This window comes from Vibrio renipiscarius (genome assembly GCF_000827885.1).
GTDB classification, from domain to species: domain Bacteria; phylum Pseudomonadota; class Gammaproteobacteria; order Enterobacterales; family Vibrionaceae; genus Vibrio; species Vibrio renipiscarius.
Window position 1 is genome coordinate 85,687 of record NZ_JTKH01000008.1, and the last position, 26,381, is coordinate 112,067.

A 26,381-nucleotide genomic window follows, 5' to 3' on the forward strand; every position below is an offset into this window, starting at 1 on the left:
TGCTTGCCTCAGGGTTTAGTGCTACAAATCGCGGTCGATGTAATCATCGGCCGCGAATAATACCACAATTTAGAACCATGTCAAAATTGACGCGATTAGTCAGCTTGACGACGTAGAAACGCTGGAATGTCTAAATACCCATCTTTTTCTACTTTTGGCGCCGTGCTTTGGCCTGAACCATTGCTTGCTGACGCAGAAGTGGTGGCCGGTGAAGTGACTTGCGGTTTTTCTTGCAATGTCTGTACCGGTTTCTCTTCTACTTTAACAGCGGCTGGTTGCTGAGTGGCAACTTGTGACTGAGGTTGTGCTACCGGTGCCACTTTTGCTTTTCCGCCTGCCACTAAAGTAATGTCAGGTTTCTTCTCATTACCAATACCTGTCGCAACAACTGTTACGCGAATCTCATCCGCCATATCAGGATCAAGCGAGGTACCAATTACAACCGTTGCGTTATCTGATGCGAAAGCTTTAACCGTATTACCTACCGTTTCAAACTCGTCTAGACGCATGTCTAGACCCGCCGTAATGTTCACTAGAACACCACGAGCACCCGCAAGATCGATATCTTCTAGAAGTGGACTAGAGATAGCCATCTCTGCCGCTTCTTCTGCACGATCTTCGCCTTTTGCTACGCCGCTACCCATCATTGCATGGCCCATTTCCGACATCACGGTGCGAACATCCGCGAAGTCGACGTTGATCATACCAGGTCGAGTAATTAGCTCAGCAATACCTTGAACGGCATTTTTAAGTACGTCGTTCGCACTTGCAAAAGCTTCAAGAAGCGTGATGCCGCGGCCCAGTACTTTCAGCAATTTTTCGTTCGGGATAGTGATCAACGAATCGACGTGCTTAGACAGCTCTTCGATACCTTGCTCAGCAAATGCCAAACGCTTCTTACCTTCAAAGCTAAAAGGCTTAGTCACGACAGCAACCGTTAGAATACCTAACTCTTTCGCAACTTCAGCAATAACAGGTGCAGCACCCGTACCGGTACCACCGCCCATACCCGCCGCGATAAAGACCATATCGGCACCGGTTAGCTCTTCTTTAATTCTATCTCGATCTTCTAGAGCAGCGTCACGTCCCACTTGAGGGTTTGCGCCTGCACCAAGACCTTTCGTCATGTCACCACCAATCTGGATAACACTATTAACGCTTGTCTTGCGCAGTGCTTGTGCATCAGTATTAATACTGATGAATTCCACACCTTCAATGGATTCACGCACCATGTGCTCAACGGCGTTGCCGCCACCGCCACCAACACCAACGACTTTAATTACCGCATCGTCAGACATTTCCATCATCGGTTCAAACATGTGTTGTCTCCGTTTTTCCTGCTGCTCAGGTTAAAACTCATTTTGTATCCAATTACGCAAGCGATCGAACAGTGAAGTTACTGGTTGGCGTTTAGGTTCGCTATATTCAGTGTCTTCGTTAACCTGACTATCTCTCGCATAATGAAGTAAACCAACTGCCGTAGAATGATACGGCTCTTTTACATAATCCGTTAGACCGCTTACCTCTACAGGTTTGCCAACTCTAACTTGGTTGCGGAACACGCGCTCAGCACATTCCACTAAACCTTCTATCTGCGCGGCTCCACCCGTTAGCACCACGCCGGCTGCTAAATGATGTTTAATACCTTCGTCACGCAGTTTGTCTTGGACGACATCAATCGTTTGGTTAACAAGACCCATTAGTTCAGTATATCTCGGCTCAATCACTTCCGACAAAGTTTGTCGTTGTAAACTACGAGATGGACGTCCACCAACACTTGGTACATTAACCGTATCGTCCTTGCTGACCAACTCACTAAGAGCACAGCCATATTTTACTTTTATCTCTTCAGCATCACTCACTGGTGTGCCAAATGCAAAAGCGATATCACTGGTTACAGCGTTACCCGCATAAGAGAAAACTTCGGTATGACGTAATGCACCGCCAGTCCAAATGGAAACATCCATTGTACCCGCGCCGATATCGACAACACAGACGCCAAGTTCACGCTCATCTTCAGTGATCACAGCATTACTTGCTGCAAGCCCTGAGTAAACCAAATGCTCAACCGTTAAGCCGCAACGCTCAACCGCTTTTATAATGTTTCTTGCCATATCATTGTGACAAGAAATTAAATGCACGCTAACTTCCATGCGCACACCTGATAAACCTAGCGGATTTTTAATCCCTTCTTGGTAATCAATCGTAAATTCTTGCGGGATAACATGAAGAATGCGTTGTTCATCACCAATTTTAATTGATTTAGCCGTGTGGATCGCGCGATCCATGTCTTCTTGTGAGACCTCTTCATCCGAAATAGTTCCCATCCCTTTTTCTATCCGGCTCGCAATATGGCGACCTGAAATAGAAATGAAGACATTGCGGATTTTGCATTCCGCCATGAGCTCCGCTTGATCAACCGCACGCTGAACAGATTTCACGACCGACTCAAGATCATTCACTCCACCTTTGTCCATGCCACGTGACGGACTGGTACCAGCACCAATGATGTTGATTTGGCCATCAGGCAAAACCTCACCCACCAGAGCTGACACAGTTGCAGTGCCTATATCAAGACCAACAATAATGTTGTCATCAGCGGTCTTAGTCATCTGTACTCTCTTGCTCTAATTCTTGTTCAGGGAACCAGCCCACTGCGGCTCCCGTATCATACCTGAGATCGATATAGCTCACTCTCAGAGCGTCACTACCTAGATTTTGGTATAGCGAAATAAAACGTTCTATCCGTTCATCCAGTGATTCTTTACCCAATTCTAAGCGTATACCGTTATCGAGGATGATTTGCCATGCTCGACGGTCGTTAAGAACCAGTGACGTAATCGTCAGATTTAGAGGCGCAAATTGTTGGCTCAGCTTATGCCAAACTGCCAATACTTCTTCACTGCTGCCTTCTGGGCCATAAAGTTTGACTCGCTCACCACGTAGCTTGCCAATATCACCGTTAAATACTTTACCGGCATCATTTAGCAAAGCATTACCATTCCAAATGGCTTGCGCATGATGCTCGGTTAAAAAAATCTTTACTGTGTCTGGCCATTGTTTGCGTATCGAAGCATTCGATACCCAAGGGAGCGACTCTATTGTACCTTGCAGTACATCGATGTCTTGAGACATAAAGGTACCGATATGATCTAGCTTAGAGAATGCACGTTGTACATCCAACGCTGTGACATATTCTAGGTCACCTTGCAAAACTAGCTTAGATAGCGGAAGGCGTTGGTCATCCCACATCCACGAGACCGTGGAATAAAGTAATGAACCAATCAATGCAACCACCACCAGTAAGAAGCTAACGCCTACAGCATGCTTTCTCACCGGTGGAAAATCTATGAAACGACGTCCTTGGTTAAAAATAGATCGAATCAAAGTCCGTTGTCCTTGCTAATGCTCGCAATTCTTGCCCTTATCTTTCGTATAGGCCAAAGCACTTACTTTAACCCACGGATTATACTGGGGTCATTAAAAGTATCAAACCTTGAAAGTGAGAAATCATCGCTTTAACACAAGAAATGCGCTAAATATTCAAGAATTGACTTAAATCGCCAGCATCTTTTCAATATTTAATTCTAACGCTTCAAGTTGCTTGGCTACTTTACCCACGTTTCCAGCCCCCTGAGTTAGTACTAAGTCACCATTTTGTAAAACATTTGCCAGTACAGAAGGCAGTGTATCAATGTCTGGAACAAAAATCGGATCAAGCTTACCGCGACTGCGAATCGTGCGGCACAGAGCGCGACCATCGGCCCCTGCTATCGGTTTTTCTCCGGCAGAGTAGACATCCAGCATAATCAATACATCGACTTGTTCAAGTACATTGGCAAAGTCATCGTACAAATCACGCGTACGGCTATAGCGATGAGGTTGGAAAATCATCACAAGACGTTTGTCTTCCCAACCACTGCGCGCCGCTTGAATCGTCACGCCCACTTCCGTTGGGTGATGACCGTAATCATCCACCAGCATCGCAACGCCATTGCCCGTTTCAAACTCACCAAGGTGATCAAAACGACGACCGGTACCTTGCGTGCCCAGCATCGCATTTAGAATCGCATCATCACCAATGTCATCTTCTGTCGCGACTGCAATCGCTGCCGAGGCGTTTAGAGCATTATGGCGGCCAGGAATGTTCAAGGTAATATCAAGATTTGCTCGGCCTTGGCGTACGACGGTAAACTGGCCTTGCTGGCCATTTTGGCGATAGTTTTCAATGCGCACATCAGCATCTTCTGAGAAGCCGTAAGTAATCACCTGGCGACTGATACGCGGAATCAACTCACGGACTACAGGATCATCAATACAAACGATCGCCTGACCGTAGAATGGCAGGTTATGCAAGAAATCAATAAACGTCTGCTTGAGCGTCTCAAAGTCACCACCATATGTATCCATATGATCCGCTTCAATGTTGGTCACAATGCTCACCATTGGTTGCAGGTGTAAGAATGACGCATCACTCTCATCCGCTTCTGCAATCAAGATTCGGCTCGAACCCAAACGCGCATTCGTGCCTGCACTTTTGACTAAACCACCGTTTACAAAAGTAGGATCAAGCCCCGCCTCTGAGTAAATTTGAGTCACTAATGCTGTGGTTGTCGTTTTACCATGAGTGCCCGCAACCGCAATACCATGACGAAAACGCATCAACTCCGCGAGCATTTCAGCGCGACGAACCACAGGAATGCGCGCTTCACGTGCCGCTTGAATTTCTGGGTTCTGTTCGTTGATTGCCGTTGAAACCACGACCACACTTGCTTGAGCAACGTTTTCAGCTTGGTGCCCGATAAATACAGTCGCGCCTTTCTGTGTTAGGCGTTCCGTGACCGGGTTTTCAGCAATATCTGATCCGGTAATTTGGTAACCTTCGTTCAAAAGCACCTCGGCAATGCCGCTCATGCCAGCACCACCGATACCAATAAAGTGGATGGATTTCACGCGGCGCATCTCTGGCACCATAGCTCTGATCTGAGCCAAATCTTGGGTATGTTTAATCGTCATTGTCTTTCTCGTTATTTGGTCAGGTCGATAATCGCTTGTGCCACGATATTATCGGCGTCGAGTTGAGCGGCGCTTCTTGCCTTCATCGCCATCTCTTGTAGCTGGCGACGGTCAAGTGCACGAATTTCATCGACCAATTTATCGACCGTTAATTCTGGTTGCTCAATCATTTTTGCCGCACCGCACGCAACAAGATGATCGGCATTAAGGGCTTGTTGACGATCTTTGTGCATGAATGGAATAAAGATAGCACCCACCCCCGCAGCAGACACTTCTGATACGGTTAATGCCCCTGAGCGACAAACCAATAAGTCTGCTTGGGCATAGGCACCTGCGACATCATCAATAAATTCGGTCGTTTCCGCTTGAGTAACCTGCTGCGCTTGATAAGCAGCAGCCACTTCTTGCTGGCTATTTTTGCCCGCTTGATGCACCACTTGATAACCTTCGCCTAACGCCGCCATCACTTGAGGCATGGTCTGATTAAGGATACGCGCGCCTTGGCTGCCCCCCATAACCAAAATGCGGATAGGGCCGCTACGCTCAGCGAAACGCGTTTTTGGGTCGGTCAATGCGACGACATCTTCACGCACCGGATTTCCCACCACTTGCGCATCAGCAAAAGCGCCAGGAAAAGCTTGGAATACTTTTTTCGCAATTTTAGAGAGCCATTGATTGGTGAGTCCCGCCACCGCATTTTGCTCATGCAAGACCACCGGAATACCGAGCAACCATGCTGCGATACCGCCCGGCCCACTCACATAGCCACCCATACCCAGCACCGCATCCGGTTGCCAGGCTTTCATGTGCGCTTTGGCTTGCATGATGGCATTGATAATTTGAAAAGGCGCTTTAATCAAGCGCGCAATGCCTTGGCCGCGCAACCCTTTCACTTTGATAAAATCAATCTCGATCCCATGTTTTGGCACGAGTTCGGCTTCCATACGATCAGCCGTACCAAGCCAACGAATCTCCCAGCCCTGTTGCTGGAGTTTTTTGGCTACCGCTAAACCAGGAAAGACATGACCGCCAGTACCACCCGCCATCACCATTAATCGTTTATTTTTCTTCATTTTCTGCATTCTGTGTAGGTTGTTGCTGAACGTTGAGTCGGCACTCATGATCAATACGCAATAAAATGGACACGGCAACCGCCATAACAATTAAACTTGAGCCACCATAGCTGATCAGTGGAAGCGTTAAACCTTTTGTCGGAACAATACCCGCCGCCGCCCCGACATTGACCAAGGTTTGAAAAGCAAACCAAATGCCAATACCAAAAGCAAGATAACCACCAAAGAAGTCATCATTTTCAAACGCGCGACGGCCAATGAAAATGGCTTTTAATACTAAGCTAAAAATCAAAATCAGCACGAGAACCACACCCACAAACCCTAGCTCTTCTGCTAATACCGCAAAAACAAAGTCCGTGTGTGCTTCTGGCAGGTACGCCAATTTTTGAATCGAGTTACCAAGCCCTTGGCCAAACCATTCACCCCGCCCAAACGCCATTAACGATTGAGTCAACTGATAGCCGCTACCAAATGGGTCTTCCCATGGCTCAAGGAAAGAGGTAACGCGCTTCATACGATATGGTTCGACAATGATCAAGCCAATGACCGCGACGATACCCACCACGACCAAAGCAAGGAACTGGGTTAGTTTTGCACCGGCAATAAACAGCATGGCGAACAAAGTCACCAGCATGACAATGACGGTGCCTAAGTCTGGCTGAAAGAGCAATAAACCCGCAAGAGTGCCAAAGACCAAAATAGGTTTAATAAAGCCACCAAAAAAGGTCTCTCGAACTTCATGTTGTTTCCTAACCAAATAGCCCGACATAAAGATGAACAGCGATAATTTAGCCACTTCTGCCGGCTGTAAGTTAAAGAGACCAAGTGGAATCCATCTTGATGCGCCGTTAACGGACTTGCCACCAATCAATACAATCACCAGCAAAGCAATCGATACGCACAGCAATGGCAAACTAAATTGCAGCCAACGTTTCATGGGTATTTGAACCACCGCAGCGGCAACCGTTAAAGCGATAAGCAAGAAGGAGCCATGGCGGAACATGAAATGAAATGGCTGGCCGGTATAGCGTGTACTGATAGGGAAAGAAGCAGAGGTCACCATGACCAGGCCGGTTAACATCAAGCCAAGCGAAATCCACACCAACTGACGGTCAAAAGGGACCTCGGGCGCTGAGTGACTAAACCACTGTTCTATACTAGCGAACGTCTTTCGCAACGGCATCTTTTCGCCTATCTCGATTAATTAAGAATGAAGAAGCGCTCTGCTATGCAAAGCGCTGTGCAAGTTGAGCAAATGCATCACCACGCGCCATAAAGTTGCTGAACTGATCAAAGCTCGCGCACGCTGGGGATAGCATCACCATGTCACCATGATTCAATTGAGGTGTCGCCCACTCAATAATCTCTTGCATCGTATCAAAACGCTTAGCCGAAGAATGCAATGACATAAACTGATCGCCATCGGCACCAAAACAGCATAATTGAACATTAAGTGGCGCTAGCACGGGTGCCAAATCACTAAAATCCGCCCCTTTGCCATTCCCACCCACCAGCAAGTACAACTTGCCAGCTAAGTTAAGACCGGAAAGCGCCGCCAAAGTGCTTGCCACATTCGTCGCCTTGGAGTCATTGACCCACTTAACACCCTGATTATCTGCAACAACCTGACAGCGATGTGTCAACCCGTTGTAAGACTTCATGGCCTCAAGACCCGCTTGAATATCAACACCAGCCGCTTTCAATAACGCGATCACCACCAAGCTGTTGGCGACATTGTGACGCCCCACTAAACTCAGTTCATCAACCGCTAAGATTGCGTCACCTCGATAGGCTAAAAACTCTACGCCATCTTGAGTCAGCACGCTGGCGTGACTTGGCTGTTCTAAAGAAAATTCAACTAAGGTTTTTTCGGTATCAGGATAGGTTTGCTTATCATCGCCATTGACCACACACACTTTCGCATGATCAAAAATGCGTAATTTCGCTTGGCGGTAATCTGCCATACCTGAGTAGCGGTCCATGTGGTCTTCAGAAAGATTCAAAAAGGCCGCGGCGACTAAAGGGAGGTTTGACGTGGTTTCTAATTGGAAGCTCGACAGCTCAAGCACATAAAGATCGGCTGGCTGTTCAAATAAATCTAACGCGGGCACACCAATATTGCCGCCGACACCGACATTCCAGCCGGCCGCTTTCGCAACAACGCCAGTCATGTCTGTCACGGTGCTTTTGCCATTTGAGCCAGTAATGGCAATCACTGGCTTATCAACATGCCAAGCAAACAACTCGATATCGCCAACAACCGGGATCCCAGCCGCGAGCACTTGTTGAATTTCCGGCAATGCGAGTGCAATACCAGGGTTGGTCACCACTAAATCGGCCTCTAACAACCAATCCATGCGCCAACCACCGGAATGCAGCGCAACGCCCTCAGGCAATGATTCTTGTCCTGGCGGCGTTGTTCGCGTATCAATCACCTTAACCTGCAGTTCAAGCGGTAAACGCTTAAGATGCTTTACGACAGAGAGCCCCGTGATACCGAGCCCTACAACCACAACTTTTTCGATACCTTGCCAATGCTGCATGGTCATGGTGAGTTTTCCTTAACGTACTTTCAGAGTCGCTAGACCGATAAGAACCAAAACAATAGAGATAATCCAGAAACGAACGATAACACGAGGCTCTGGCCAACCTTTCAATTCATAGTGATGGTGAATAGGTGCCATGCGGAAGATTCGCTGTCCGCGCAACTTATAAGACCCCACTTGCAAGATCACTGATAGCGTTTCCATGACGAAAACACCCCCCATAATGACCAGCACAAACTCTTGGCGAACTAAAACAGCAATCGTACCAAGCGCACCGCCCAAAGCCAGTGAACCCACATCGCCCATGAAGACTTGAGCTGGGTACGTGTTAAACCACAAGAAGCCCAAACCAGCACCCACAATCGCGGTACAGACCACCACCAATTCGGACGCGTAAGGCACGTGAGGAATATGCAAATAGTCAGAAAATTGAACGTTACCGGTCGCCCAAGCAATGGCTGCAAAGCCTGCTGCCACGAGCACTGTTGGTAAAATTGCCAAGCCATCAAGGCCATCCGTCAGGTTTACCGCATTACTCGTACCGACGATAACAAAGTAGGTTAACACGATATAGAACAAGCCGAGTTGAGGCATGATGTCTTTAAAGAATGGCACAACCAACTGAGTCGCCGTGGTGTCTTTACCATGCGCATAAAGCGCAAAAGCGACCACCAAAGCAATCGCGGATTGCCAGAAATACTTCCAACGCGCGATCAAACCATCGGTGTTTTTGCGCACGACTTTACGGTAGTCATCAACAAAGCCGACCGCGCCATAGCCACCCAGTACAAAAATGACAGCCCAGACGTAAGGGTTACTCAGATCCGCCCATAATAAGACAGTAAGAATGATCGCCGACAGGATCATGATGCCGCCCATCGTTGGCGTACCACGCTTACTAAAGTGAGATTCGGGGCCTTCATTTCGGACAACTTGACCAATCTGCAGCATTTGCAAACGGCGAATCAAGCGTGGTCCCATCCATAATGACATACCTAATGCCGTTAACACGCTCAAGATGGCACGAAATGACAGGTATTCAAACAAACGGAAAAATGAGAAATATGGCTGTAGCAGCTCTGCAAGCCAAATAATCATGAATAAATCTCCTTCAGCGCAGTTGCGACCTTACTCATACCGGCGCTATTGGCGCCCTTAACAAGTAATGTGTGTGGACCAGAATGATGCGGCAACTGCTGTTGTATAAACGTGATCATGCTGTTGTGTGATTCAAAGTGTTGGCCTTGGCAAACATCACTGATGGCTTTCGCATCAGCACCAAAAGTCAGCACATGCTCAAAATTAAAGGGGGCTGCATGTTCCCCGACTTGTCGGTGAAGTGCAAGGCTTTCATCGCCCAACTCCGCCATATTGCCCAAAATAAGCCAGCGAGTGCCGTTAAATCCAGCTAAAAGATCCGCTGCCGCTTTCATCGCAGGAACACTGGCATTATAACTGTCGTCAATCAAACGAATGCCGTCGTTCAGCGCAACTAATTCAACTCGCCCTTTCACTTTAGCCAGTTGTGATAGACCTGACGCAATCGCAGCCAAATCGGCGCCTAACTCAACCGCAAGTGCAGCGGCGGCCAATGCATTAGCAACGTTGTGTTGACCAATAATACCCAACTGGATCGCTTGACTTCCGAGGGCCGAATGCAACACAAAGCTCGCCTCACCCATCGAGTTTAATGCAATCTGATCAGCGTAATAGTCAGCATGAGCATCGCTAACAGAAAAGGTCTTAACTTGCTTATCGGCTAGTGCCACTTGCCAAACCTGCCCACCTTGGCTGTCCAAGTTAACAATCGCGACACCACCCGCTTTCAAGCCTTGATAAATTTCACCTTTGGCTTGCTTGACTCCCTCAATAGAACCGAAGCCCTCCAAATGCGCGGCGGCGACATTATTCACCAATGCGACATCGGGTTGGACTAGCGCAGAGGTATACGCGATTTCACCAATATGATTGGCGCCAAGCTCAATCACGGCAAAGTCATCTTGCGGAGTAGAGCGCAGTAGCGTTAGAGGTACGCCAATGTCGTTATTGAAATTGCCCGCGGTGAACAGTACTTGGCCTTTTTGCGCCATAATACTCGCGACCATTTCTTTGACTGTCGTTTTGCCACAGCTGCCGGTGATCGCCACCGTCGGTGTCGCGCACTGTTGGTGCACATACGCACCCAGTTGGCCTAAGGCTAACTTAGTGTCTTCCACGACTAATTGAGGAATCGCTAATTTTAAAGGACGCGACACCAGCAATGCCGAAGCGCCAGCCTCTAAAGCTTGCTGAGCAAAATCATGTGCATCAAAGCGCTCGCCGATTAACGCCACAAATAAAGCGCCCACTTGCAAATCGCGAGTATCGGTAGAGACAAGCGTAATCGGGCAATCATCACCGATCACCTGGCCATTGAGTACCTCGCCAATCTGGCTTAGATTCAAACTCATCATGATAGTAGCCCTAGTAACTGCTGAGCCGATTCGCGATCGGAATAGTGCACCGTTTTATCTGCCAAAACTTGGTAATCTTCATGGCCTTTACCGGCAAGTAAAATAATGTCTTGCTCGCTAGCATGATTCAACGCGTGTTGCAGAGCGGAAAATCGCTGATGCTCAACGATCGCTTGTTGAGGATGAGCCATTCCCGCGAGCATATCTTGCACAATTTCAGCAGGGTCTTCACTGCGTGGATTATCATCGGATAAAATAACGTTATCCGCCAAACGTTCCCCAATTTCGGCCATCATCGGGCGCTTACCTTTGTCGCGATCACCGCCACAACCAAAGATAGCCCAAAGTTGGCCTTCGCAATGGACACGCAATGCCAATAATGCTTTTTCTAACGCATCGGGGGTATGAGCATAGTCCACCACCACTTTCGCCTTGCCCTGAGCCATAAACAGTTCCATACGACCCAGTACAGGCTCAAGTTGTGGCGCGGTATTGATGAGTGCTTGCTTATCAATGCCTAACGCTAAGAGTGTAGTCATCGCCAGCATCACATTTGAAGCATTGAACTCGCCAATCAAAGGAACGGATAGGTGCCCTGAACCAAAGTGGCCATCAAACGTAATCGCAATGCCTTGCTCGGAATAAGTCACTTGGTTTGCCCACACCGTTGGCGTGTCGCAAACCGCTCGCTCACTTTCTGGCAATAGCGAAACCGCAATGGCGTTGTCGAGTCTTGTGGTCCAATTCTGGCCCACCGCATCATCGACATTAATAATCGCGTGTTGACATTGGTGCTGGTTAAATAAGGCAAATTTCGCTTCGGCGTATTCTTCCATCGTGCCGTGATAATCGAGATGATCACGACTCAAATTGGTAAACACTCCCGCTGCAAAAGCTAACGCTTTCACGCGATCTTGCACTAAACCATGAGAAGAAATCTCAAGCGCGGTGTATTGCGCGCCTAATTCAGCCAATGCCGCAATCGTGCTTTGCACTTCAACCGCATTGCCCGTGGTATTTTCTGCAGGCTGAAGATCATTTAAGAAACCGTTGCCCGTCGTGCCCATGACGGCAGCACGCTGCCCGACCAATTCCAACCATTGTGCGATCAACTGAGTGATCGTGGTTTTCCCGTTTGTCCCGGTCACACCAATTAATTGATTGTTGTGATGCGCATACAAACGACCGGCTAATTCAGACAGCAATCGGCTCAGATCATCAATATAAATAATCGCTATCGCGTCATTGTCACGATGACAGCGAAACTCGACTAAACCATGCGGTTTTTCAGAGCACGCTTCAGCAATAACGGCATTTGCCCCCTGACTTAAAGCAGAATCAATAAACTGACGGCCATCAGTAGCATGGCCTTTAATTGCGACAAAGGTAGTGCCTGGCGTCACTCGACGGCTATCCAGTTCCAATTGTGTGACCACCAATTCGCCAACAGAATCATTGATGTTGAGCCAAGGCGCGATAAGTTGTTGCACTGTGAGGCTTAAAGGCATACGAAAGGTCTCACTTTATTCCTGTTTAAATTTATTTTCATCTGGGGCGATGTTCAAGATTTGCAGGCTTCCTTTCATAATTTCAGAGAAGACAGGGCCAGCAACAGAACCACCATAATAATTGTCACCTTGCGGTTCATTGACGACTACCACTAAGGCAACTCGTGGATCGCTTGCAGGAGCAACCCCTGCGGTATACGCAAAGTATTCGTCACCATACCCACCCGCAATCGCTTTACGTGATGTGCCCGTTTTCGCAGCAACACGATAGCCAGGCACGGCGGCTTTTGTTGCGGTGCCACCAGGTTGGGTTACCGTTTCAAGCATGGCTAGAACCATACGAGCGTAATGCTCATCAATGACTTGGCGAGAAACATCTTGCGAATTATTTTCGAGAATGTGAACCGGTTGGTATTTACCGTAATTGCCTAACGTTGCGTAAGCATGCGCCAGTTGCAACGGTGTAATCGTCAAGCCATAACCGAACGAAAGTGTCGCAATTTCAAAATTTGACCAACGACGACGATCCGGGAAGATACCGGTACTTTCGCCTCTTAGTGATAGTCCGGAAGACTCTCCAAAGCCAACCGAGCTATACATACCGAGTAACGCTTCCACCGGCATTTGAAGTGCGAGTTTCGCCACACCAATGTTGCTCGATTTTTTCAAAATAGTAGTTAAGTCAGCCTTACCGACTTTTGAGGTGTCACGAACGCGACTCCCGCCAACCTGCATGATGCCACTGCCAGTATCGATAATGGTATTTTCATCCGCAACACCGTTCTCTAACGCCGCCAGCACCACAAACGGCTTGATGGTTGAACCCGGTTCAAATGCATCCGTAATCACTCGGTTACGCATCTTAGCCGATTGTAAATCTGCACGATTATTCGGGTTATAGGACGGAGCATTGACCATCGCTAACACCGCGCCGGTTTTTACATCCAGCACGACAGCAGAGCCTGACGTGGCACGGAAATCCGCCACCGCTTGTTTGATTTCTCGGTAGGCAATCGCCTGCAAACGCTGATCAATCGTCAACGTTAACGGTTTACCTTCTTCTCGCTCTTCTAGCGAAATATTTTCAACCACTTTACCGTAGCGGTCTTTACGAATAATGCGCTTACCTGCTTCACCCGTTAAGACTTTGTCATAAGTAACTTCCACGCCCTCGAGACCATGGCCATCGATACCCGTTACCCCAACCACGTGAGCACTGACTTCACCTGCAGGATAGTAACGTCGAGATTCCGCTTTTAGACCTATGCCCGATAATTTCAGTTCACGAATGTAATTCGACATCGCAGGGCTAACCTGACGCTGCAAATAAATAAAGCGGCGAGTCTTGTTGCTATTGATTTTGTCGAGTAAATCTTGGCGATCTAAGCCAAGCACATCCGCCAATGCATGCCAGCGATCGACATCAACCAAGCCACCTTCTTTAAAAATCGTCGCAGGATCTGCCCACACGGCTTCAACCGGCACACTCACGGCCAATGGTTCACCATTGCGATCAGAGATAATACCGCGTGCAGAGTGCAGGGTTTTGGCGCGAATAGAGCGCAGATCACCTTGTTTAATCAGATTGTCGGGCTCAATAATTTGGATGTACCCGATACGACCAACAAGTGCTGCAAAAATCGCAAAAATAAAGAAAAGGACAAGATAGAAACGCCAGCGGATCAGTTGAGGAGGTTCAACGTCCGGCGTCTTAACGGCAGGTTTGTTTTTTGGAGAACTCATGGTAAATCAATCACCACTTCTTTGTCAGAGTCTGGACGCTTCATTTCTAACTCTTCTTTTGCCATATCTTGCACACGACTGTGCTCTGCTAAGGCGGTTTCTTCCAACAATAAGTTTCGCCACTCATTGTCTAAACGTTCGCGCTCGACCAAAGCTTGGTCTTTTTCCGTGATGGCTTCACGTGTGTGGTGCGTCATAAACACCACTCCCATTGCACTACCAAAAATCAAAAACAGCATAATGAGCGGTAGACGCCCCACTGTGATTAAGTCTAAACCGATGATCTTAGCAAGATTAGGAGTGGATTTACTCATGATGTAATTACAGCTTCTCTGCGATACGCAATACCGAACTGCGCGAACGAGTGTTGACTTCCACCTCTGCCACGCTTGGTTTAATCGCTTTGCCGACCGCTTTTAAGTTAGCAGTGCCAAGTTCACGAATTTGAGCTTCAGTCAAAGGAATACCATGTGGCACTTGTGGGCCTTGGCTTTCTTTACGAATAAAGCGCTTAACCATGCGATCTTCCAGAGAGTGGAAACTGATCACCGACAAACGGCCTTCAGGTGCAAGAATGCTCGCTGCGCCTTTTAGGGCAGTATCGATTTCTTCTAACTCACTGTTAATGTAGATACGGAACGCTTGGAATGAACGTGTCGCTGGGTGTTTTTTCTCTTTAAAGCTTTTTGGCGCAGCATCAGAGATCAGTTTTGCTAGCTGACCAGTACGAGTCAGAGGCTCGTTCTCTTCGTTTTCACGGTAAGCAACGATCGCTTTCGCAATACGGCGCGCGTGTTTGTCTTCGCCAAACTCACGGATCACCCAAGTAATGTCGTCAAGATCGGCTTCTAGCAACCACTGAGAGACTGAAATGCCTGAGGTTGGATCCATGCGCATATCCAACGGGCCATCTTTCATAAAGCTAAAACCACGCTCAGCATCGTCTAACTGTGGTGATGACACCCCTAAATCAAACAACACACCATCAACTTGGCCAACCAAGTCATAACGTTCAGCATATTCAGCGATACCAGAGAAAGGACCGTGCACGATAGTAAAACGGGGATCGTCGATTTTTTTCGCTTCTTCAATCGCTTGTGGGTCACGGTCAATACTGAATAGACGACCATTTTCACCCAGTTTAGACAAGATTGTGCGGCTATGGCCACCACGACCGAATGTACCGTCTATGTATGTGCCATCGGGTTTGATTGCCAATCCATCGATCGATTCATTCAATAGTACAGATATGTGTTTAAATGCTTCTGTCATAGTTATCTCATCGGCTAGCGTATTGATGCGCTCTAACTCTCCAGTGTACTGATTTCATCACGTAGTGCTACCTTTGGTAGCCTGTATCACGTGACATTGCGCCAAGTTTAAAACGAAGCACAATCAACCGACACTGTACGAAATTCGGCACCACTTGCTGTATCGCTACATAAAGCGGTGAAATAAGCGCCTGATTATGGGTTATGTGACCATCATATTGTGAAATTAAGCGGTAAACACACTCAATCACAAGCGATCGACATCTGCGTGCAAGCCACAAGTTGACCATGCTGCTCAGCAGATTGCAAACCGAGCAATCAAAGCGCTATCAGCGAACATGAGTATATGGCTTATTACATTATTTTCGTCAATAAAATGCAAAAAACCCATCATAACGCGAACGTTACGATGGGTCTCGAATAGGTGGAGTCGACGTATAAGCCGGGTTCTGTATCCGCTTGCGCGGTGATAGCCATTCGTCTAGGCCAGCAATCGCTCACTGGCTCAAGCAACCTACCCGCCTCCTTACGCGAGCAACGCAATGTGGAGGCCTATTTGGTCTTGCTCCGGGTGGAGTTTACCTTGCTACGAACTGTTGCCAGTCGCACGGTGCGCTCTTACCGCACCCTTTCGCCCTTACCTGTGCCCTTGCGGGCCATCGGCGGTCTTCTTTCTGTTGCACTTGTCGTAGGCTTGCGCCTCCCAGGCGTTACCTGGCACCCTGCTCTATGGAGCCCGGACTTTCCTCCCCTCTGCCAGTCTCCCGAAGGACGTCAACGCAAGTCTCCCGAAGGAATTTAGCGTCAGTCTCCCGAAGGACATCAACAAAGCAGCGACTATCCAGTCAACTCCGAGGCGGATTGTATAGAGTTCACTGAAACATGTCTAGTGAGATCACAAATCTGATGCAAAGCGTGGTTTGTTTGATGGGTTTTTAGTCAGATTCATACCCAATTGGCAGACTATAATGCTTTCTGGGGGATTCATACGCCTTTGTGTTGTTCATACCCAAGCAAATGAAGTGCAGGTCGGCAACAAACGAACACAGCCTCTGAGCACAGAGGTGCGATGTGATGAGGCTTAAGCGAGCCAGTCAACATAGCGTCACTTCGGCTAGGACGGTCATAGAAGCAAAAAAAAGAGCGGATGCTTTCACATCCGCTCAATCATTGAATCGTGCAACAAAAAAAGCGACTAGCTAAGGTTCTCTAAACCCCACTTATACAGCGCATTCTTTTTCAGGTTATAAATCTCTGCTGCTAGCGCCGCCGCTTTTTTCAATGGTAACTCTTTGGTTAAGATCGCCAAGGTACGAGTCACCTCATCCGGTAAGGCTTCTTGTGCGACTTCACGATGACCGTGAACTAAAAGCACCATTTCACCGCGTTGCTGATTACTGTCAGCTTTTACCCATTCAATCAGTTCACCCAGTGGTAAACCTTGGAAGGTTTCAAACGTTTTGGTCAACTCACGAGCCAACACAACTTCACGTTGTGGGCCTAAAATGTCGAGCATGTCTTCTAATGAGTCTAAAATACGGTGAGGCGACTCATAAAAGATACAAGTACGCTCAGCTTTAGCAATTTCCAATAACTTATCTTTTCTTGCTTTGCTCTTTGGTGGTAAAAAACCTTCAAAGCTAAAGCGATCGGATGGCAAGCCTGACGCGCTAAGGGCGGTAATCACAGCACAAGCACCCGGTAAAGGCACAACTTTAACTCCGGCTTGACGACATTGATTGACAAGATGGTATCCTGGATCACTAATTAACGGTGTTCCAGCATCAGAAACTAAAGCGACTGACTGACCTGACAATAATTTTTCGACTAAAACTTGCGCTTTTTGCTGTTCATTATGATCATGCAAAGGAAACGTTTTTGTTGAGATATTAAAGTGCGCTAAAAGCTTGCCGGTATGACGAGTATCTTCTGCCGCAATCAGATCTACACTGGAAAGCACTTCAATCGCGCGCTGGGTAATATCGCCCAAATTGCCAATTGGAGTGGGTACAATAAAGAGAGTTGGGATCTGTGCGGGTAAGGTTTTATTATCTGTCATTTGTTTAGCATCACTTCAACGTTTAATATAGACACAATTTTATACGGAATTAACGAATAACTCATGGCCATAAATAACCAAAAGCGACTAAGTGTAACACGCTTACTGACTCCTGTAGCCCTTGCGGTTGTATTAGCAGCGTGTTCGTCTACTTCATCGACGCCAAACTATGTCGATATTACGAGCGATCCGACTCAATCAGTGAGCAACTATCTAATGCAAGCCGATAGCAGTGAAGGCAGCTTGCAAAGCGATTGGTTAATTATGGCGCTAAAAGCGGCGGTCGAAAGCAATGATGTGGCCCAAGCCGATTTATTAATTCGTCGCCTTTCTCGTCAGCCGCTATCCGACATGCAGCAAGCTGAATGGCAGCTAGCTCGAGCGACGTTGCTGTATAAAAACGACAGCATGGAAAAAGCAACGCAGCAGCTCAATTTCCCATCCTCTTGGCGAATCGCTGATGAGCAATGGCGAGATTATTACCAATTACGCGCGGATATATTCGCTAAGCAAGCAAACTACTTTGAAGCGGCTCGTGAACTCACGCAATTAGCCGAATTTGAAACGCAGGCTCAGCAACCTTATATCGCGGAGAGTATCTGGGAAAATTTAACCCAGTATTCGGGTTCACAAGTCGCCCAATCAACCCCGACAGCCAACGCGTCCACATTTGATGGCTGGGTTCAACTTGCCCGTTATAACAACACATTAGCAAGCAACATCCCTCAGTTAAAAAACACGCTAGAGCAATGGCTTGCTGATCACCCAACACACCCAGCGGCGATTTATACCCCGCAAGCTATCCAAGACATTTTAGCCTTAGACATCACCAAACCCGTCAATACGGCATTGCTGCTGCCTCTATCCGGCCAGTATGCGAAACAGGCTCAACTGATTCGAGATGGCTTCATCTTACAAATGATGAACGATGAATTACGCGACCCTAGCGCGACATTAACCGTTATCGATACGAACATCACCGACGCGCAGCAGCTGCAACAGATGTTTATTGAGAAGAACATCGACTTTGTTGTCGGCCCTCTGGTGAAAGGTAACATCGAAAAACTTCAACAGGCTCAAGCGGCGACCAATCAGCCTCTACCCATGTTGGCGCTGAACATTCCTGACGATGTCATGTTGGGCACAAATATTTGCTACCTCGCCCTATCTCCAGAGCAAGAAGTTGCCCAAGCCGCTAAGCATCTTTTTGCTCAAGGCTACCGCTACCCGTTAGTACTCGCACCAAAAGGTCGACTAGGCCAACGTGTGGTTGAGGCGTTTAGCGAGGAATGGAAAAAATACAGTGACAACAAAGTGGCGATCAATCAGTTCACCGATAAACGCCAGCTGCAACGCAACATCAATACCGCTTTTGGCTTGCAAGATAGCCAACAGCACATTGCACAAATGGAGTCGTTACTGGGCATTCAGTTAGAAAGTCAGCCTCGCAGTCGCCGAGACATCGATGCAGTTTATATTGTTGCAGGCAGTGCGGAATTAACCTTGATCAAACCGTTCATCGAAGTCGCGATCAACCCAGATACTAACCCACCACAATTGTTTTCTAATTCGCGCAGTAATAGCGGCCGTCAGCAATATGAAGACTTAACCGGCGTGATGTACAGCGACATTCCTTTGCTGATCCAACCGAACAGTGCCATTGAAGCACAAATGAACCAAATGTGGCCAAAAGGTTCAAACGCAGAGAAACGCCTACAAGCATTGGGAATGGATGCGTACTTACTGATGGAACAGTTACCACAAATGAAAGTGGTCAACGGTTACACTATCGAAGGCAACACTGGTTCACTGAGCATCGACGAACATTGCGTCGTACAGCGCGAGATTAGCTGGGCTGAGCATGGCGCTACTAAGTCGGCTGAATAAAGGCTTATTTTTCGAGTCCGCCGCTGAACGGCATCTTGTTAGTTGCGGACTGACGAAAATTGCGAGAAACTTTCGCATCAAAGGCGGTGAAATCGATTTGATCATGCGCGACCAAGACGCACTCGTCTTTGTCGAGGTTCGCTATCGCCAAAATCAACAGTACGGACACGCCGCAGAAACGGTAAACTACCGCAAACAACAGCGGCTGATCAAAACAGCAAACGTATGGTTACGCCAACAAGGGCTGTCCGTTCACTCTACTCATTTTCGTTTCGATGTGATTGCCATTCATCAAGATGGCCAACAGATCGAGTGGATTAAAAACGCAATAACGCAAGGGTAACCAATGCTAGAAAGCATTAAAGAAAGTTTTACCGAAAGTATCCAAATCCAAATAGCCGCAGCTGAAGCACTGCCTGACGCCATTACTCACGCCGCTCAAGCCCTTGTATTCAGTTTATTGAATGGCAACAAAGTGCTTTGCTGTGGTAACGGTGGCTCCCTCTCGAACGCACAGCAGTTTGTTTCTTGTCTATTGAACCGTTTTGAAACTGAGCGACCAAGCCTACCAGCTATGGCCCTGACCGCAGACAACACCACCTTAACCGCCGTCGCGAATGACTATGCCTATGAGCATATATTCTCAAAACAAGTGCGCGCCTTTGGTCAACCGGGTGATATTTTATTGGCGATTTCAACCAGTGGTAACAGCAAAAACATCATTAAAGCGATGGAAGCGGCAGTAACCCGTGATATGACCATCATCGCCTTGACGGGTAAAGACGGCGGCGAAATGGCGGGCTTACTGGGTGAAAATGATGTCGAAATTCGTATCCCATCTCACAGAACCCCACGAATTCATGAAGTTCACATGGTGACCTTACACTGTTTGTGTGATTTGATAGACCAGGTTTTATTCCCCACTCACGAAGAGTAAAGAAATGAAATTTATCAAAGCCTTATTGATAGGTACTCTTGCAATCTCGACGACTGGATGCGTCGGATTGTTTGTTGCAGGAGCGGCAACAACGGTAACGGTTGTCACCGACAACCGATCCACAAAAGAAATATGGAACGACAACAACATTCAATTTGAAGTTGCCGGCCTGACCAATAAAGCCCCTTATACCGGCCAAGTTAGAATCAACGCAAGCGCTTATAACGGTATTGTTGTCCTGATGGGGCAAGCAAACACACAGCAAATTCTTAACCAATTTGAAGGCCAAGCTCGTAAAGTGCCTGGTGTCACTCAAATTCATAATCAAGTAAGAATTCAGCCGCCTCTTTCACTGGGTGAAATCAGTCATGACAGCTGGGTCACAACTAAAGTTAAATCCGCGCTGTTAACCAATGAAACGCTAAGCACAGTCAAAATCAAAGTGATTACTGAAGATGGTGAAGTGTTTTTGCTCGGCTATGTGTCTCGCGCCCATGCCGATGAAGCGGCAGAAGTGGCACGTAACATTTCAGGCGTAAAGCAAGTGATCAAAGCCTTTCAATATGGTGACTAAGCCAATCGACAGGCACAAAAAAAGCAGCACTTGTGCTGCTTTTTTATTAGCGGATGTCTACTTAACGACACGAAGGCTTGGACGCCCTTTCGGTCGTGGTGGCTCATCATCTGAATAATCAAACGATTCATCAACACGATCAGATGAAAACTCAGAAACTGAGCTTTCTGTTGCTAGCGACAAGCTCGATACTTCTTCATCTATCTCTTCGATAAACGCTTCATCGATATCATCAAAAGCATCCATATACGCATCTTCTGGTTCAAACATAGTGCCTGCACCATTTTCACGCGCATAAATCGCTTGTACCGCATATAACGGCACAACCACCACATGAGGACGGCCACTAAAGCGAGCATTGAAAGTGACGTCTTCATCACCTAGCTGCAAGTTGCCAACCGCACGCGGCGCGACATTAAGGATAATTTGACCGTCTTGAACAAACTCTTGCGGCACTCGCACACCAGGTAGTGTAGCTGCAACCACGAGATGCGGTGTTAAATCATTGTCCACGAGCCACTCATAAAATGCGCGAAGCATATATGGGCGGCGTGGTGTCATGTTCGAAATATCCATTAAACGCCTATTAACGCAATAGACGCATTTCGCGCTCAGCTTCTGTTAGAGAAGCTAAGAATGAATCACGTTCAAATACGCGGTTCATGTAGATTTTCAGTTCTTTAGAGCCTGGGCCAACAAGGTCGATGCCAAGTTGAGGAAGGCGCCATAGTAATGGTGCTAAGTAACAGTCAATTAGGCTGAACTCTTCGCTCATAAAGTATTCGTATTCAGCGAACACAGGGCCTAGAGTCAGTAGATCGTTACGCAGTTTGTTACGCGCCGCTTCAGACTCTTCTGCTGTACCGTTAACCACTTTTTCTGCTAGTGAGTACCAGTTCTTTTCAATGCGGTAAATCATTAGACGACTATTACCACGAGCCACTGGGTAAACTGGCATTAGTGGTGGATGAGGAAAACGCTCATCTAAGTATTCCATAATGATTTTTGAATCGTAAAGCGCAAGCTCACGATCAACCAGAGTAGGAACGGTTTTGTATGGGTTCAGCTCGATTAACTCAGCAGGAAGATTAGTTTCGTCAACTAATTCAACCTCAACGCTTACGCCTTTTTCAGCGAGGACAATACGCACCTGATGGCTATACATATCAGAAGCACTTGAGAAAAGAGTCATCACAGAACGTTTATTGGCAGCTACAGCCATGGAGCCCTCCAGCACACTTACAGAAGTAGAAACAACAATGGAGGCTAAGCCTCCATTGAAATATTAAATATGGTATTTAGCGCTGTATGGTAGCATATTTAGTGTACATCACGCCAATACTCTTTCTTAAGCAGTACGACAACTATAGTAAAAATCACTAAAAATGCCATTACCCACCAACCTAACGCATGACGCTCAAGCTTCACCGGATCACCAGAATATTCGAGGAAATTGACCAAATCACGCACCGCTTGATCATATTCTTCTTGATTCATTTCACCGGTACCATCCGATTCGACGGCCACAACGGTTTCAATGGTTTCACCATCAACCACCTTGGTCTCAATTATCGGCATTGGGATCCCTTGTAGCTCTTCCAATACATGAGGCATCCCCACACTCGGAAAAACAATATTGTTTACCCCAAATGGACGCGCAGGATCCGCATAGAAAGATCGCAAATACGTGTATAGCCAATCAGTGCCACGTACTCGTGCGACCAAGGTTAAATCCGGAGGCGGAGCACCAAACCATTTCGCTGCCGACTCATCTGGAATGGCATTTTCCATCAAGTCACCGATTTTGGCATTCGGATCAAAAATCAAATTTTCTTTCATCAAATCAATCGGAATGCCGATATCTGTCGCAACACGCTCATAGCGCTGGTATTGCGCGGAGTGACATGCGAAACAATAATTCATAAACAGCTTGGCACCGTTTTGCAATGATGCCTGATCGCTTAAGTCATTGTTGGCTTTATCTAAAGGTACGTTTGCACCCGCAGCCATGGCTAAAGATGGCAACATCGCAAATAAAACTAAAATCCATTTTTTCATTTGAATGTCACCCTCTCTGGTAATGGTTTCGTGGCTTCGTTCTTACTGTAGAAATACAGCAACACGAAGAACATGAAGTAACCTAAGCTAAAGATTTGTGCGAGTAATGTATAAAGAGCCGTCGCGGGTAACGCCCCCAAAACACCCAATGCAACAAAACAGATGGTGAACTGAATAATATTGAATAAATGGAACTTGCTACGGTAACGGTACGAACGCACTTTACAGCGGTCTAGCCAAGGCAGAACAAACAAGACGGCAATCGATGCCCCCATGGCAATAACACCTAATAGCTTGTCTGGCACGGCACGCAAGATGGCGTAGAAAGGCGTGAAATACCAAACGGGTGCAATGTGCTCCGGAGTTTTTAGCGGGTTTGCAGCTTCAAAGTTCGGTGGCTCAAGGAAGTACCCACCCATCTCAGGGTTAAAGAACAGCACATAACAGAACAAGAAGAGAAAGCCTGCGATACCGACCATATCTTTCACGGTGCCATACGGGTGGAAAGGTATCGAATCGATAATATCGTACTTCTTGGTGTAGTCGTCGTGGAATTTGAACTGCGTTTTATAGTCATCGCCCATCGTGCCTTTCGGCAATTTGGTTTCGATACCATCAGGGTTGTTTGATCCGACTTCATGCAGTGCCAATACGTGCAAAACAATCAGCAGTAATAACACAATCGGCAATGCGATAACGTGTAGAGCAAAGAAACGGTTCAGTGTCGCGCCTGAGATCACGTAGTCACCACGGATCCAAAGCGTCAAATCATCACCAATAACCGGAATCGCACCAAATAGAGAGATAATGACCTGAGCGCCCCAATACGACATTTGCCCCCAAGGTAACAAATAGCCCATAAAGGCTTCAGCCATTAGCACCAAGAAGATCAACATGCCGAAGATCCAAAGCAACTCACGCGGTTTTTGATAAGAACCGTAAATGAGGCCGCGGAACATGTGCAAATAAATCACGACAAAGAAGGCCGAAGCGCCGGTTGAGTGCATATAACGCAGCAACCAACCATATTCAACATCACGCATGATATATTCGATCGAAGCAAACGCACCGTCACCAGATGGGACATAGTTCATCGTCAACCAAATACCCGTCAGAATTTGATTCACTAATACCAACATGGCAAGCGACCCAAATAAATACCAGAAGTTAAAGTTCTTTGGCATAGGGTATTCTGAAAGGTGCTTTTTATACGCGTTCATTGCGGGTAAGCGTTTTTCTACCCAATCAAGTAGAGCTTGCATTATGCCTCCCCTCCTTCATCAACACCGATCATGATTTTGGTATCACTCAAATACATGTGCTTCGGTATAACAAGGTTTAACGGGGCAGGTACGCCTTGGAAAACACGCCCCGCCATATCAAATTTTGAGCCATGACACGGACAGAAAAAACCGGATTTAACCCCTTGAACTTGTTCACTAAAACTGTCTGGCAAATAGGTAGGAGAACAACCAAGGTGGGTACAAATACCAACGGCGACGAAGTATTCTGGTTTGATAGAACGGTAGGCATTTTGAGCATAGAGCGGTTGTTGCTCTTCGCCAGAAGCGGGATCGCGTAACTGGCCATTGAGTTCGTTGAGTGTATCGACGACAGATTGCGCTCTGCGCACAACCCAGACCGGTTTGCCTCGCCATTCAACTCGCACCATTTGCCCCTCTTCTAGTTTACCTATATCAACGGAAACTGGGGCACCTGCTGCTTTGGCTTTTTCACTGGGGTTCCACGATTTAATAAAAGGAACGGCAACCGCGGCAGCCCCTAATCCACCGACAACAGCGGTTGTCGCGGTTAGAAATCGTCTACGACCGTTATTTAAAGGCGCATTGCTCATCCAAACATTCTCCCATTTGCTCCTTTTGGATACTGGTTATTCCTTACCAAAGAGCCTGGCTAACAAATTAAGTTTTTTTGTATTTATTTGAGCGCAAATGATAAATAAAACCCTACTTTTTAACAAGGTAAAGCTACTTATTTGTAACATTTATAGATACAAACGCTAATGTCGTCACAAAAGAAGAATACAAGAAACAACTATTTTGAAGGGGGATGTTGAGAGGTTTGAGAGAGAAAAATGCGGAAAGCTAAAAAACAAAAAGCCTGGCATAAGCCAGGCTTTGAAACCACGTCCCAGTAAAACTGGAAGCGAAATCTTGAAAAGATTAACGCTTAGAGAACTGTGGTTTACGACGTGCTTTACGTAGACCAACTTTCTTACGTTCAACGCAACGAGCGTCACGAGTAACGTAACCAGCTGCACGTAGAGCAGGACGGAAAGACTCATCGTATTCCATTAGAGCGCGTGTGATACCGTGACGGATCGCACCAGCTTGACCAGAAATACCGCCACCTTTTACAGTAACGTATAGGTCTAGTTTCTCAGTTAGTTCAACTAGCTCAAGAGGTTGTTTAACAACCATGCGAGAAGTTGGACGACCGAAGTATTCATCAAGGCTACGCTTGTTGATTACGATGTTGCCAGTACCCGGTTTGATAAAAACACGAGCAGCTGAGCTTTTGCGACGGCCAGTGCCGTAGTATTGATTCTCTGCCATTTCGAAATCCCCGATTAGATGTCTAGAACTTGTGGTTGTTGAGCAACATGGTTGTGCTCAGCACCAGCGTAAACTTTAAGCTTACGGTACATAGCACGGCCAAGAGGACCACGTGGCAACATACCTTTAACAGCAAGTTCAAGAACCATCTCTGGTTTCTTAACAATCAGCTTTTCAAAAGTGATTGATTTAAGACCACCAGGGAACTCAGTGTGACGGTAATACACTTTACCTTTAGCCTTGTTACCAGTTACAGTAACTTTCTCAGCGTTGATAACGATGATGTAATCACCAGTGTCAACGTGAGGAGTGTATTCAGCTTTGTGTTTGCCACGTAGGCGAGATGCAATTTCACTTGCTAGACGGCCAAGAGTTTTACCTTCAGCGTCTACAACATACCAGTCGCGTTTTACAGTTTCTGGTTTAGCAACGAAAGTTTTCATGCTAATAATAACCCGTTAAATTAAATTTAAACTTAAAGGAGCAGTAATGCTCCCACTGTCTAAGAGCCCAGTCATCACCCCTTCGAGTGGGTGGCACTCTTGGTCAAATTACTTGGATTTACATCCAAAATTGACCTGCAGTAACGGTGGGTCGCAAGATTATAGAGAAGTGAGTTGAAAAAATCACCTCTTTTTTAAATAAAAATATGACTTTTTCTTTACCTAAAAATTTAAGCT

General features: G+C 47.0%; 25 protein-coding genes and 1 other RNA gene. 4 read left to right on the forward strand and 22 right to left on the reverse strand.

Annotation, left to right across the window (positions count from 1 at the left end):
• Positions 1 to 95: 95 nt before the first annotated feature.
• The 15 genes from ftsZ to rsmI all read right to left on the reverse strand — a co-directional run bounded on the left by ftsZ (position 96) and on the right by rsmI (position 17,669).
• Entirely contained in the window at positions 96 to 1,319 is a 1,224-nt protein-coding gene (gene ftsZ / locus OJ16_RS07780; RefSeq protein ID WP_040989071.1) for a cell division protein FtsZ, read from the reverse strand.
• Between the two features lie 30 nt (positions 1,320 to 1,349).
• Positions 1,350 to 2,612, reverse strand: a complete 1,263-nt coding sequence (gene ftsA, locus OJ16_RS07785) for a cell division protein FtsA (RefSeq protein ID WP_040989072.1) — start codon at positions 2,610 to 2,612, stop codon at positions 1,350 to 1,352.
• Positions 2,605 to 3,387, reverse strand: a complete 783-nt coding sequence (locus tag OJ16_RS07790) for a cell division protein FtsQ/DivIB (protein WP_040989073.1) — start codon at positions 3,385 to 3,387, stop codon at positions 2,605 to 2,607. The genes ftsA and OJ16_RS07790 overlap by 8 nt, the downstream gene beginning before the upstream one ends.
• Positions 3,388 to 3,555: 168 nt before the next feature.
• Positions 3,556 to 5,016: a UDP-N-acetylmuramate--L-alanine ligase gene (murC, locus tag OJ16_RS07795; protein ID WP_040989074.1), complete on the reverse strand. Its 1,461-nt coding sequence runs from the start codon at positions 5,014 to 5,016 to the stop codon at positions 3,556 to 3,558.
• Between the two features lie 11 nt (positions 5,017 to 5,027).
• The gene (gene murG, locus OJ16_RS07800; protein ID WP_040989075.1) at positions 5,028 to 6,089 is read right to left on the reverse strand and encodes an undecaprenyldiphospho-muramoylpentapeptide beta-N-acetylglucosaminyltransferase; all 1,062 of its coding nucleotides are present in this window, start codon (positions 6,087 to 6,089) and stop codon (positions 5,028 to 5,030) included.
• The gene (gene ftsW / locus OJ16_RS07805; RefSeq protein ID WP_040989076.1) at positions 6,076 to 7,272 is read right to left on the reverse strand and encodes a cell division protein FtsW; all 1,197 of its coding nucleotides are present in this window, start codon (positions 7,270 to 7,272) and stop codon (positions 6,076 to 6,078) included. Before ftsW ends, murG begins: the two co-directional genes overlap by 14 nt.
• 43 nt (positions 7,273 to 7,315) lie before the next feature.
• Positions 7,316 to 8,638 carry a UDP-N-acetylmuramoyl-L-alanine--D-glutamate ligase gene (murD, locus tag OJ16_RS07810; RefSeq protein WP_052810306.1) on the reverse strand — a complete coding sequence of 441 codons (1,323 nt, stop codon included), beginning with the start codon at positions 8,636 to 8,638 and terminating at the stop codon, positions 7,316 to 7,318.
• A gap of 12 nt (positions 8,639 to 8,650) precedes the next feature.
• Positions 8,651 to 9,733 carry a phospho-N-acetylmuramoyl-pentapeptide-transferase gene (gene mraY / locus OJ16_RS07815; protein ID WP_040989077.1) on the reverse strand — a complete coding sequence of 361 codons (1,083 nt, stop codon included), beginning with the start codon at positions 9,731 to 9,733 and terminating at the stop codon, positions 8,651 to 8,653.
• A complete protein-coding gene (locus tag OJ16_RS07820) occupies positions 9,730 to 11,088 on the reverse strand; it encodes a UDP-N-acetylmuramoyl-tripeptide--D-alanyl-D-alanine ligase (RefSeq protein ID WP_040989078.1) in 1,359 nt (452 codons plus the stop codon). The genes mraY and OJ16_RS07820 overlap by 4 nt, the downstream gene beginning before the upstream one ends.
• Complete coding sequence (murE, locus tag OJ16_RS07825) at positions 11,085 to 12,596, reverse strand: UDP-N-acetylmuramoyl-L-alanyl-D-glutamate--2,6-diaminopimelate ligase (protein WP_040989079.1); 1,512 nt, start codon at positions 12,594 to 12,596, stop codon at positions 11,085 to 11,087. The genes OJ16_RS07820 and murE overlap by 4 nt, the downstream gene beginning before the upstream one ends.
• Positions 12,597 to 12,611: 15 nt before the next feature.
• Positions 12,612 to 14,339 carry a penicillin-binding transpeptidase domain-containing protein gene (locus tag OJ16_RS07830; RefSeq protein WP_040989080.1) on the reverse strand — a complete coding sequence of 576 codons (1,728 nt, stop codon included), beginning with the start codon at positions 14,337 to 14,339 and terminating at the stop codon, positions 12,612 to 12,614.
• Positions 14,336 to 14,653: a cell division protein FtsL gene (gene ftsL, locus OJ16_RS07835; RefSeq protein WP_040989081.1), complete on the reverse strand. Its 318-nt coding sequence runs from the start codon at positions 14,651 to 14,653 to the stop codon at positions 14,336 to 14,338. The genes OJ16_RS07830 and ftsL overlap by 4 nt, the downstream gene beginning before the upstream one ends.
• Before the next feature lie 7 nt (positions 14,654 to 14,660).
• On the reverse strand, positions 14,661 to 15,611 hold the full coding sequence (rsmH, locus tag OJ16_RS07840; protein ID WP_040989082.1) for a 16S rRNA (cytosine(1402)-N(4))-methyltransferase RsmH: 951 nt from the start codon (positions 15,609 to 15,611) through the stop codon (positions 14,661 to 14,663).
• Positions 15,612 to 16,032: 421 nt separating this feature from the next.
• Positions 16,033 to 16,463: RNase P RNA component class A (gene rnpB / locus OJ16_RS19605), an RNA gene on the reverse strand.
• Positions 16,464 to 16,805: 342 nt separating this feature from the next.
• On the reverse strand, positions 16,806 to 17,669 hold the full coding sequence (gene rsmI, locus OJ16_RS07845; protein ID WP_040989083.1) for a 16S rRNA (cytidine(1402)-2'-O)-methyltransferase: 864 nt from the start codon (positions 17,667 to 17,669) through the stop codon (positions 16,806 to 16,808).
• 63 nt (positions 17,670 to 17,732) lie between these two features.
• On the opposite strand from rsmI, the gene OJ16_RS07850 reads away from it, so the two are divergent.
• From OJ16_RS07850 to OJ16_RS07865, 4 genes are read left to right on the forward strand one after another with little or no spacing between them, the layout of a single operon-like run.
• On the forward strand, positions 17,733 to 19,556 hold the full coding sequence (locus OJ16_RS07850; protein ID WP_040989084.1) for a penicillin-binding protein activator: 1,824 nt from the start codon (positions 17,733 to 17,735) through the stop codon (positions 19,554 to 19,556).
• Positions 19,531 to 19,899 carry a YraN family protein gene (locus OJ16_RS07855; protein WP_040989085.1) on the forward strand — a complete coding sequence of 123 codons (369 nt, stop codon included), beginning with the start codon at positions 19,531 to 19,533 and terminating at the stop codon, positions 19,897 to 19,899. Before OJ16_RS07850 ends, OJ16_RS07855 begins: the two co-directional genes overlap by 26 nt.
• A 3-nt stretch (positions 19,900 to 19,902) precedes the next feature.
• Positions 19,903 to 20,493: a phosphoheptose isomerase gene (locus OJ16_RS07860; RefSeq protein ID WP_040989086.1), complete on the forward strand. Its 591-nt coding sequence runs from the start codon at positions 19,903 to 19,905 to the stop codon at positions 20,491 to 20,493.
• Positions 20,494 to 20,497: 4 nt separating this feature from the next.
• Positions 20,498 to 21,067: a BON domain-containing protein gene (locus tag OJ16_RS07865; protein ID WP_040989087.1), complete on the forward strand. Its 570-nt coding sequence runs from the start codon at positions 20,498 to 20,500 to the stop codon at positions 21,065 to 21,067.
• A gap of 57 nt (positions 21,068 to 21,124) precedes the next feature.
• On the opposite strand, the gene sspB is transcribed toward OJ16_RS07865, so the two are convergent.
• The 7 genes from sspB to rplM all read right to left on the reverse strand — a co-directional run bounded on the left by sspB (position 21,125) and on the right by rplM (position 26,144).
• Entirely contained in the window at positions 21,125 to 21,643 is a 519-nt protein-coding gene (gene sspB, locus OJ16_RS07870; RefSeq protein WP_040989088.1) for a ClpXP protease specificity-enhancing factor, read from the reverse strand.
• 10 nt (positions 21,644 to 21,653) lie between these two features.
• Positions 21,654 to 22,289, reverse strand: a complete 636-nt coding sequence (sspA, locus tag OJ16_RS07875; RefSeq protein WP_040989089.1) for a stringent starvation protein SspA — start codon at positions 22,287 to 22,289, stop codon at positions 21,654 to 21,656.
• Positions 22,290 to 22,387: 98 nt separating this feature from the next.
• Positions 22,388 to 23,125 (reverse strand): cytochrome c1, encoded by a 738-nt coding sequence (locus OJ16_RS07880; RefSeq protein ID WP_040989090.1) that lies wholly within the window; start codon positions 23,123 to 23,125, stop codon positions 22,388 to 22,390.
• Positions 23,122 to 24,387 (reverse strand): cytochrome b, encoded by a 1,266-nt coding sequence (locus OJ16_RS07885; RefSeq protein WP_040989091.1) that lies wholly within the window; start codon positions 24,385 to 24,387, stop codon positions 23,122 to 23,124. Before OJ16_RS07885 ends, OJ16_RS07880 begins: the two co-directional genes overlap by 4 nt.
• Entirely contained in the window at positions 24,387 to 24,980 is a 594-nt protein-coding gene (gene petA / locus OJ16_RS07890; protein WP_040989092.1) for a ubiquinol-cytochrome c reductase iron-sulfur subunit, read from the reverse strand. The genes OJ16_RS07885 and petA overlap by 1 nt, the downstream gene beginning before the upstream one ends.
• 328 nt (positions 24,981 to 25,308) lie before the next feature.
• On the reverse strand, positions 25,309 to 25,701 hold the full coding sequence (gene rpsI / locus OJ16_RS07895; RefSeq protein ID WP_005594049.1) for a 30S ribosomal protein S9: 393 nt from the start codon (positions 25,699 to 25,701) through the stop codon (positions 25,309 to 25,311).
• 14 nt (positions 25,702 to 25,715) lie between these two features.
• Positions 25,716 to 26,144, reverse strand: a complete 429-nt coding sequence (gene rplM / locus OJ16_RS07900) for a 50S ribosomal protein L13 (RefSeq protein ID WP_005594047.1) — start codon at positions 26,142 to 26,144, stop codon at positions 25,716 to 25,718.
• Between the last annotated feature and the right edge of the window lie 237 nt (positions 26,145 to 26,381).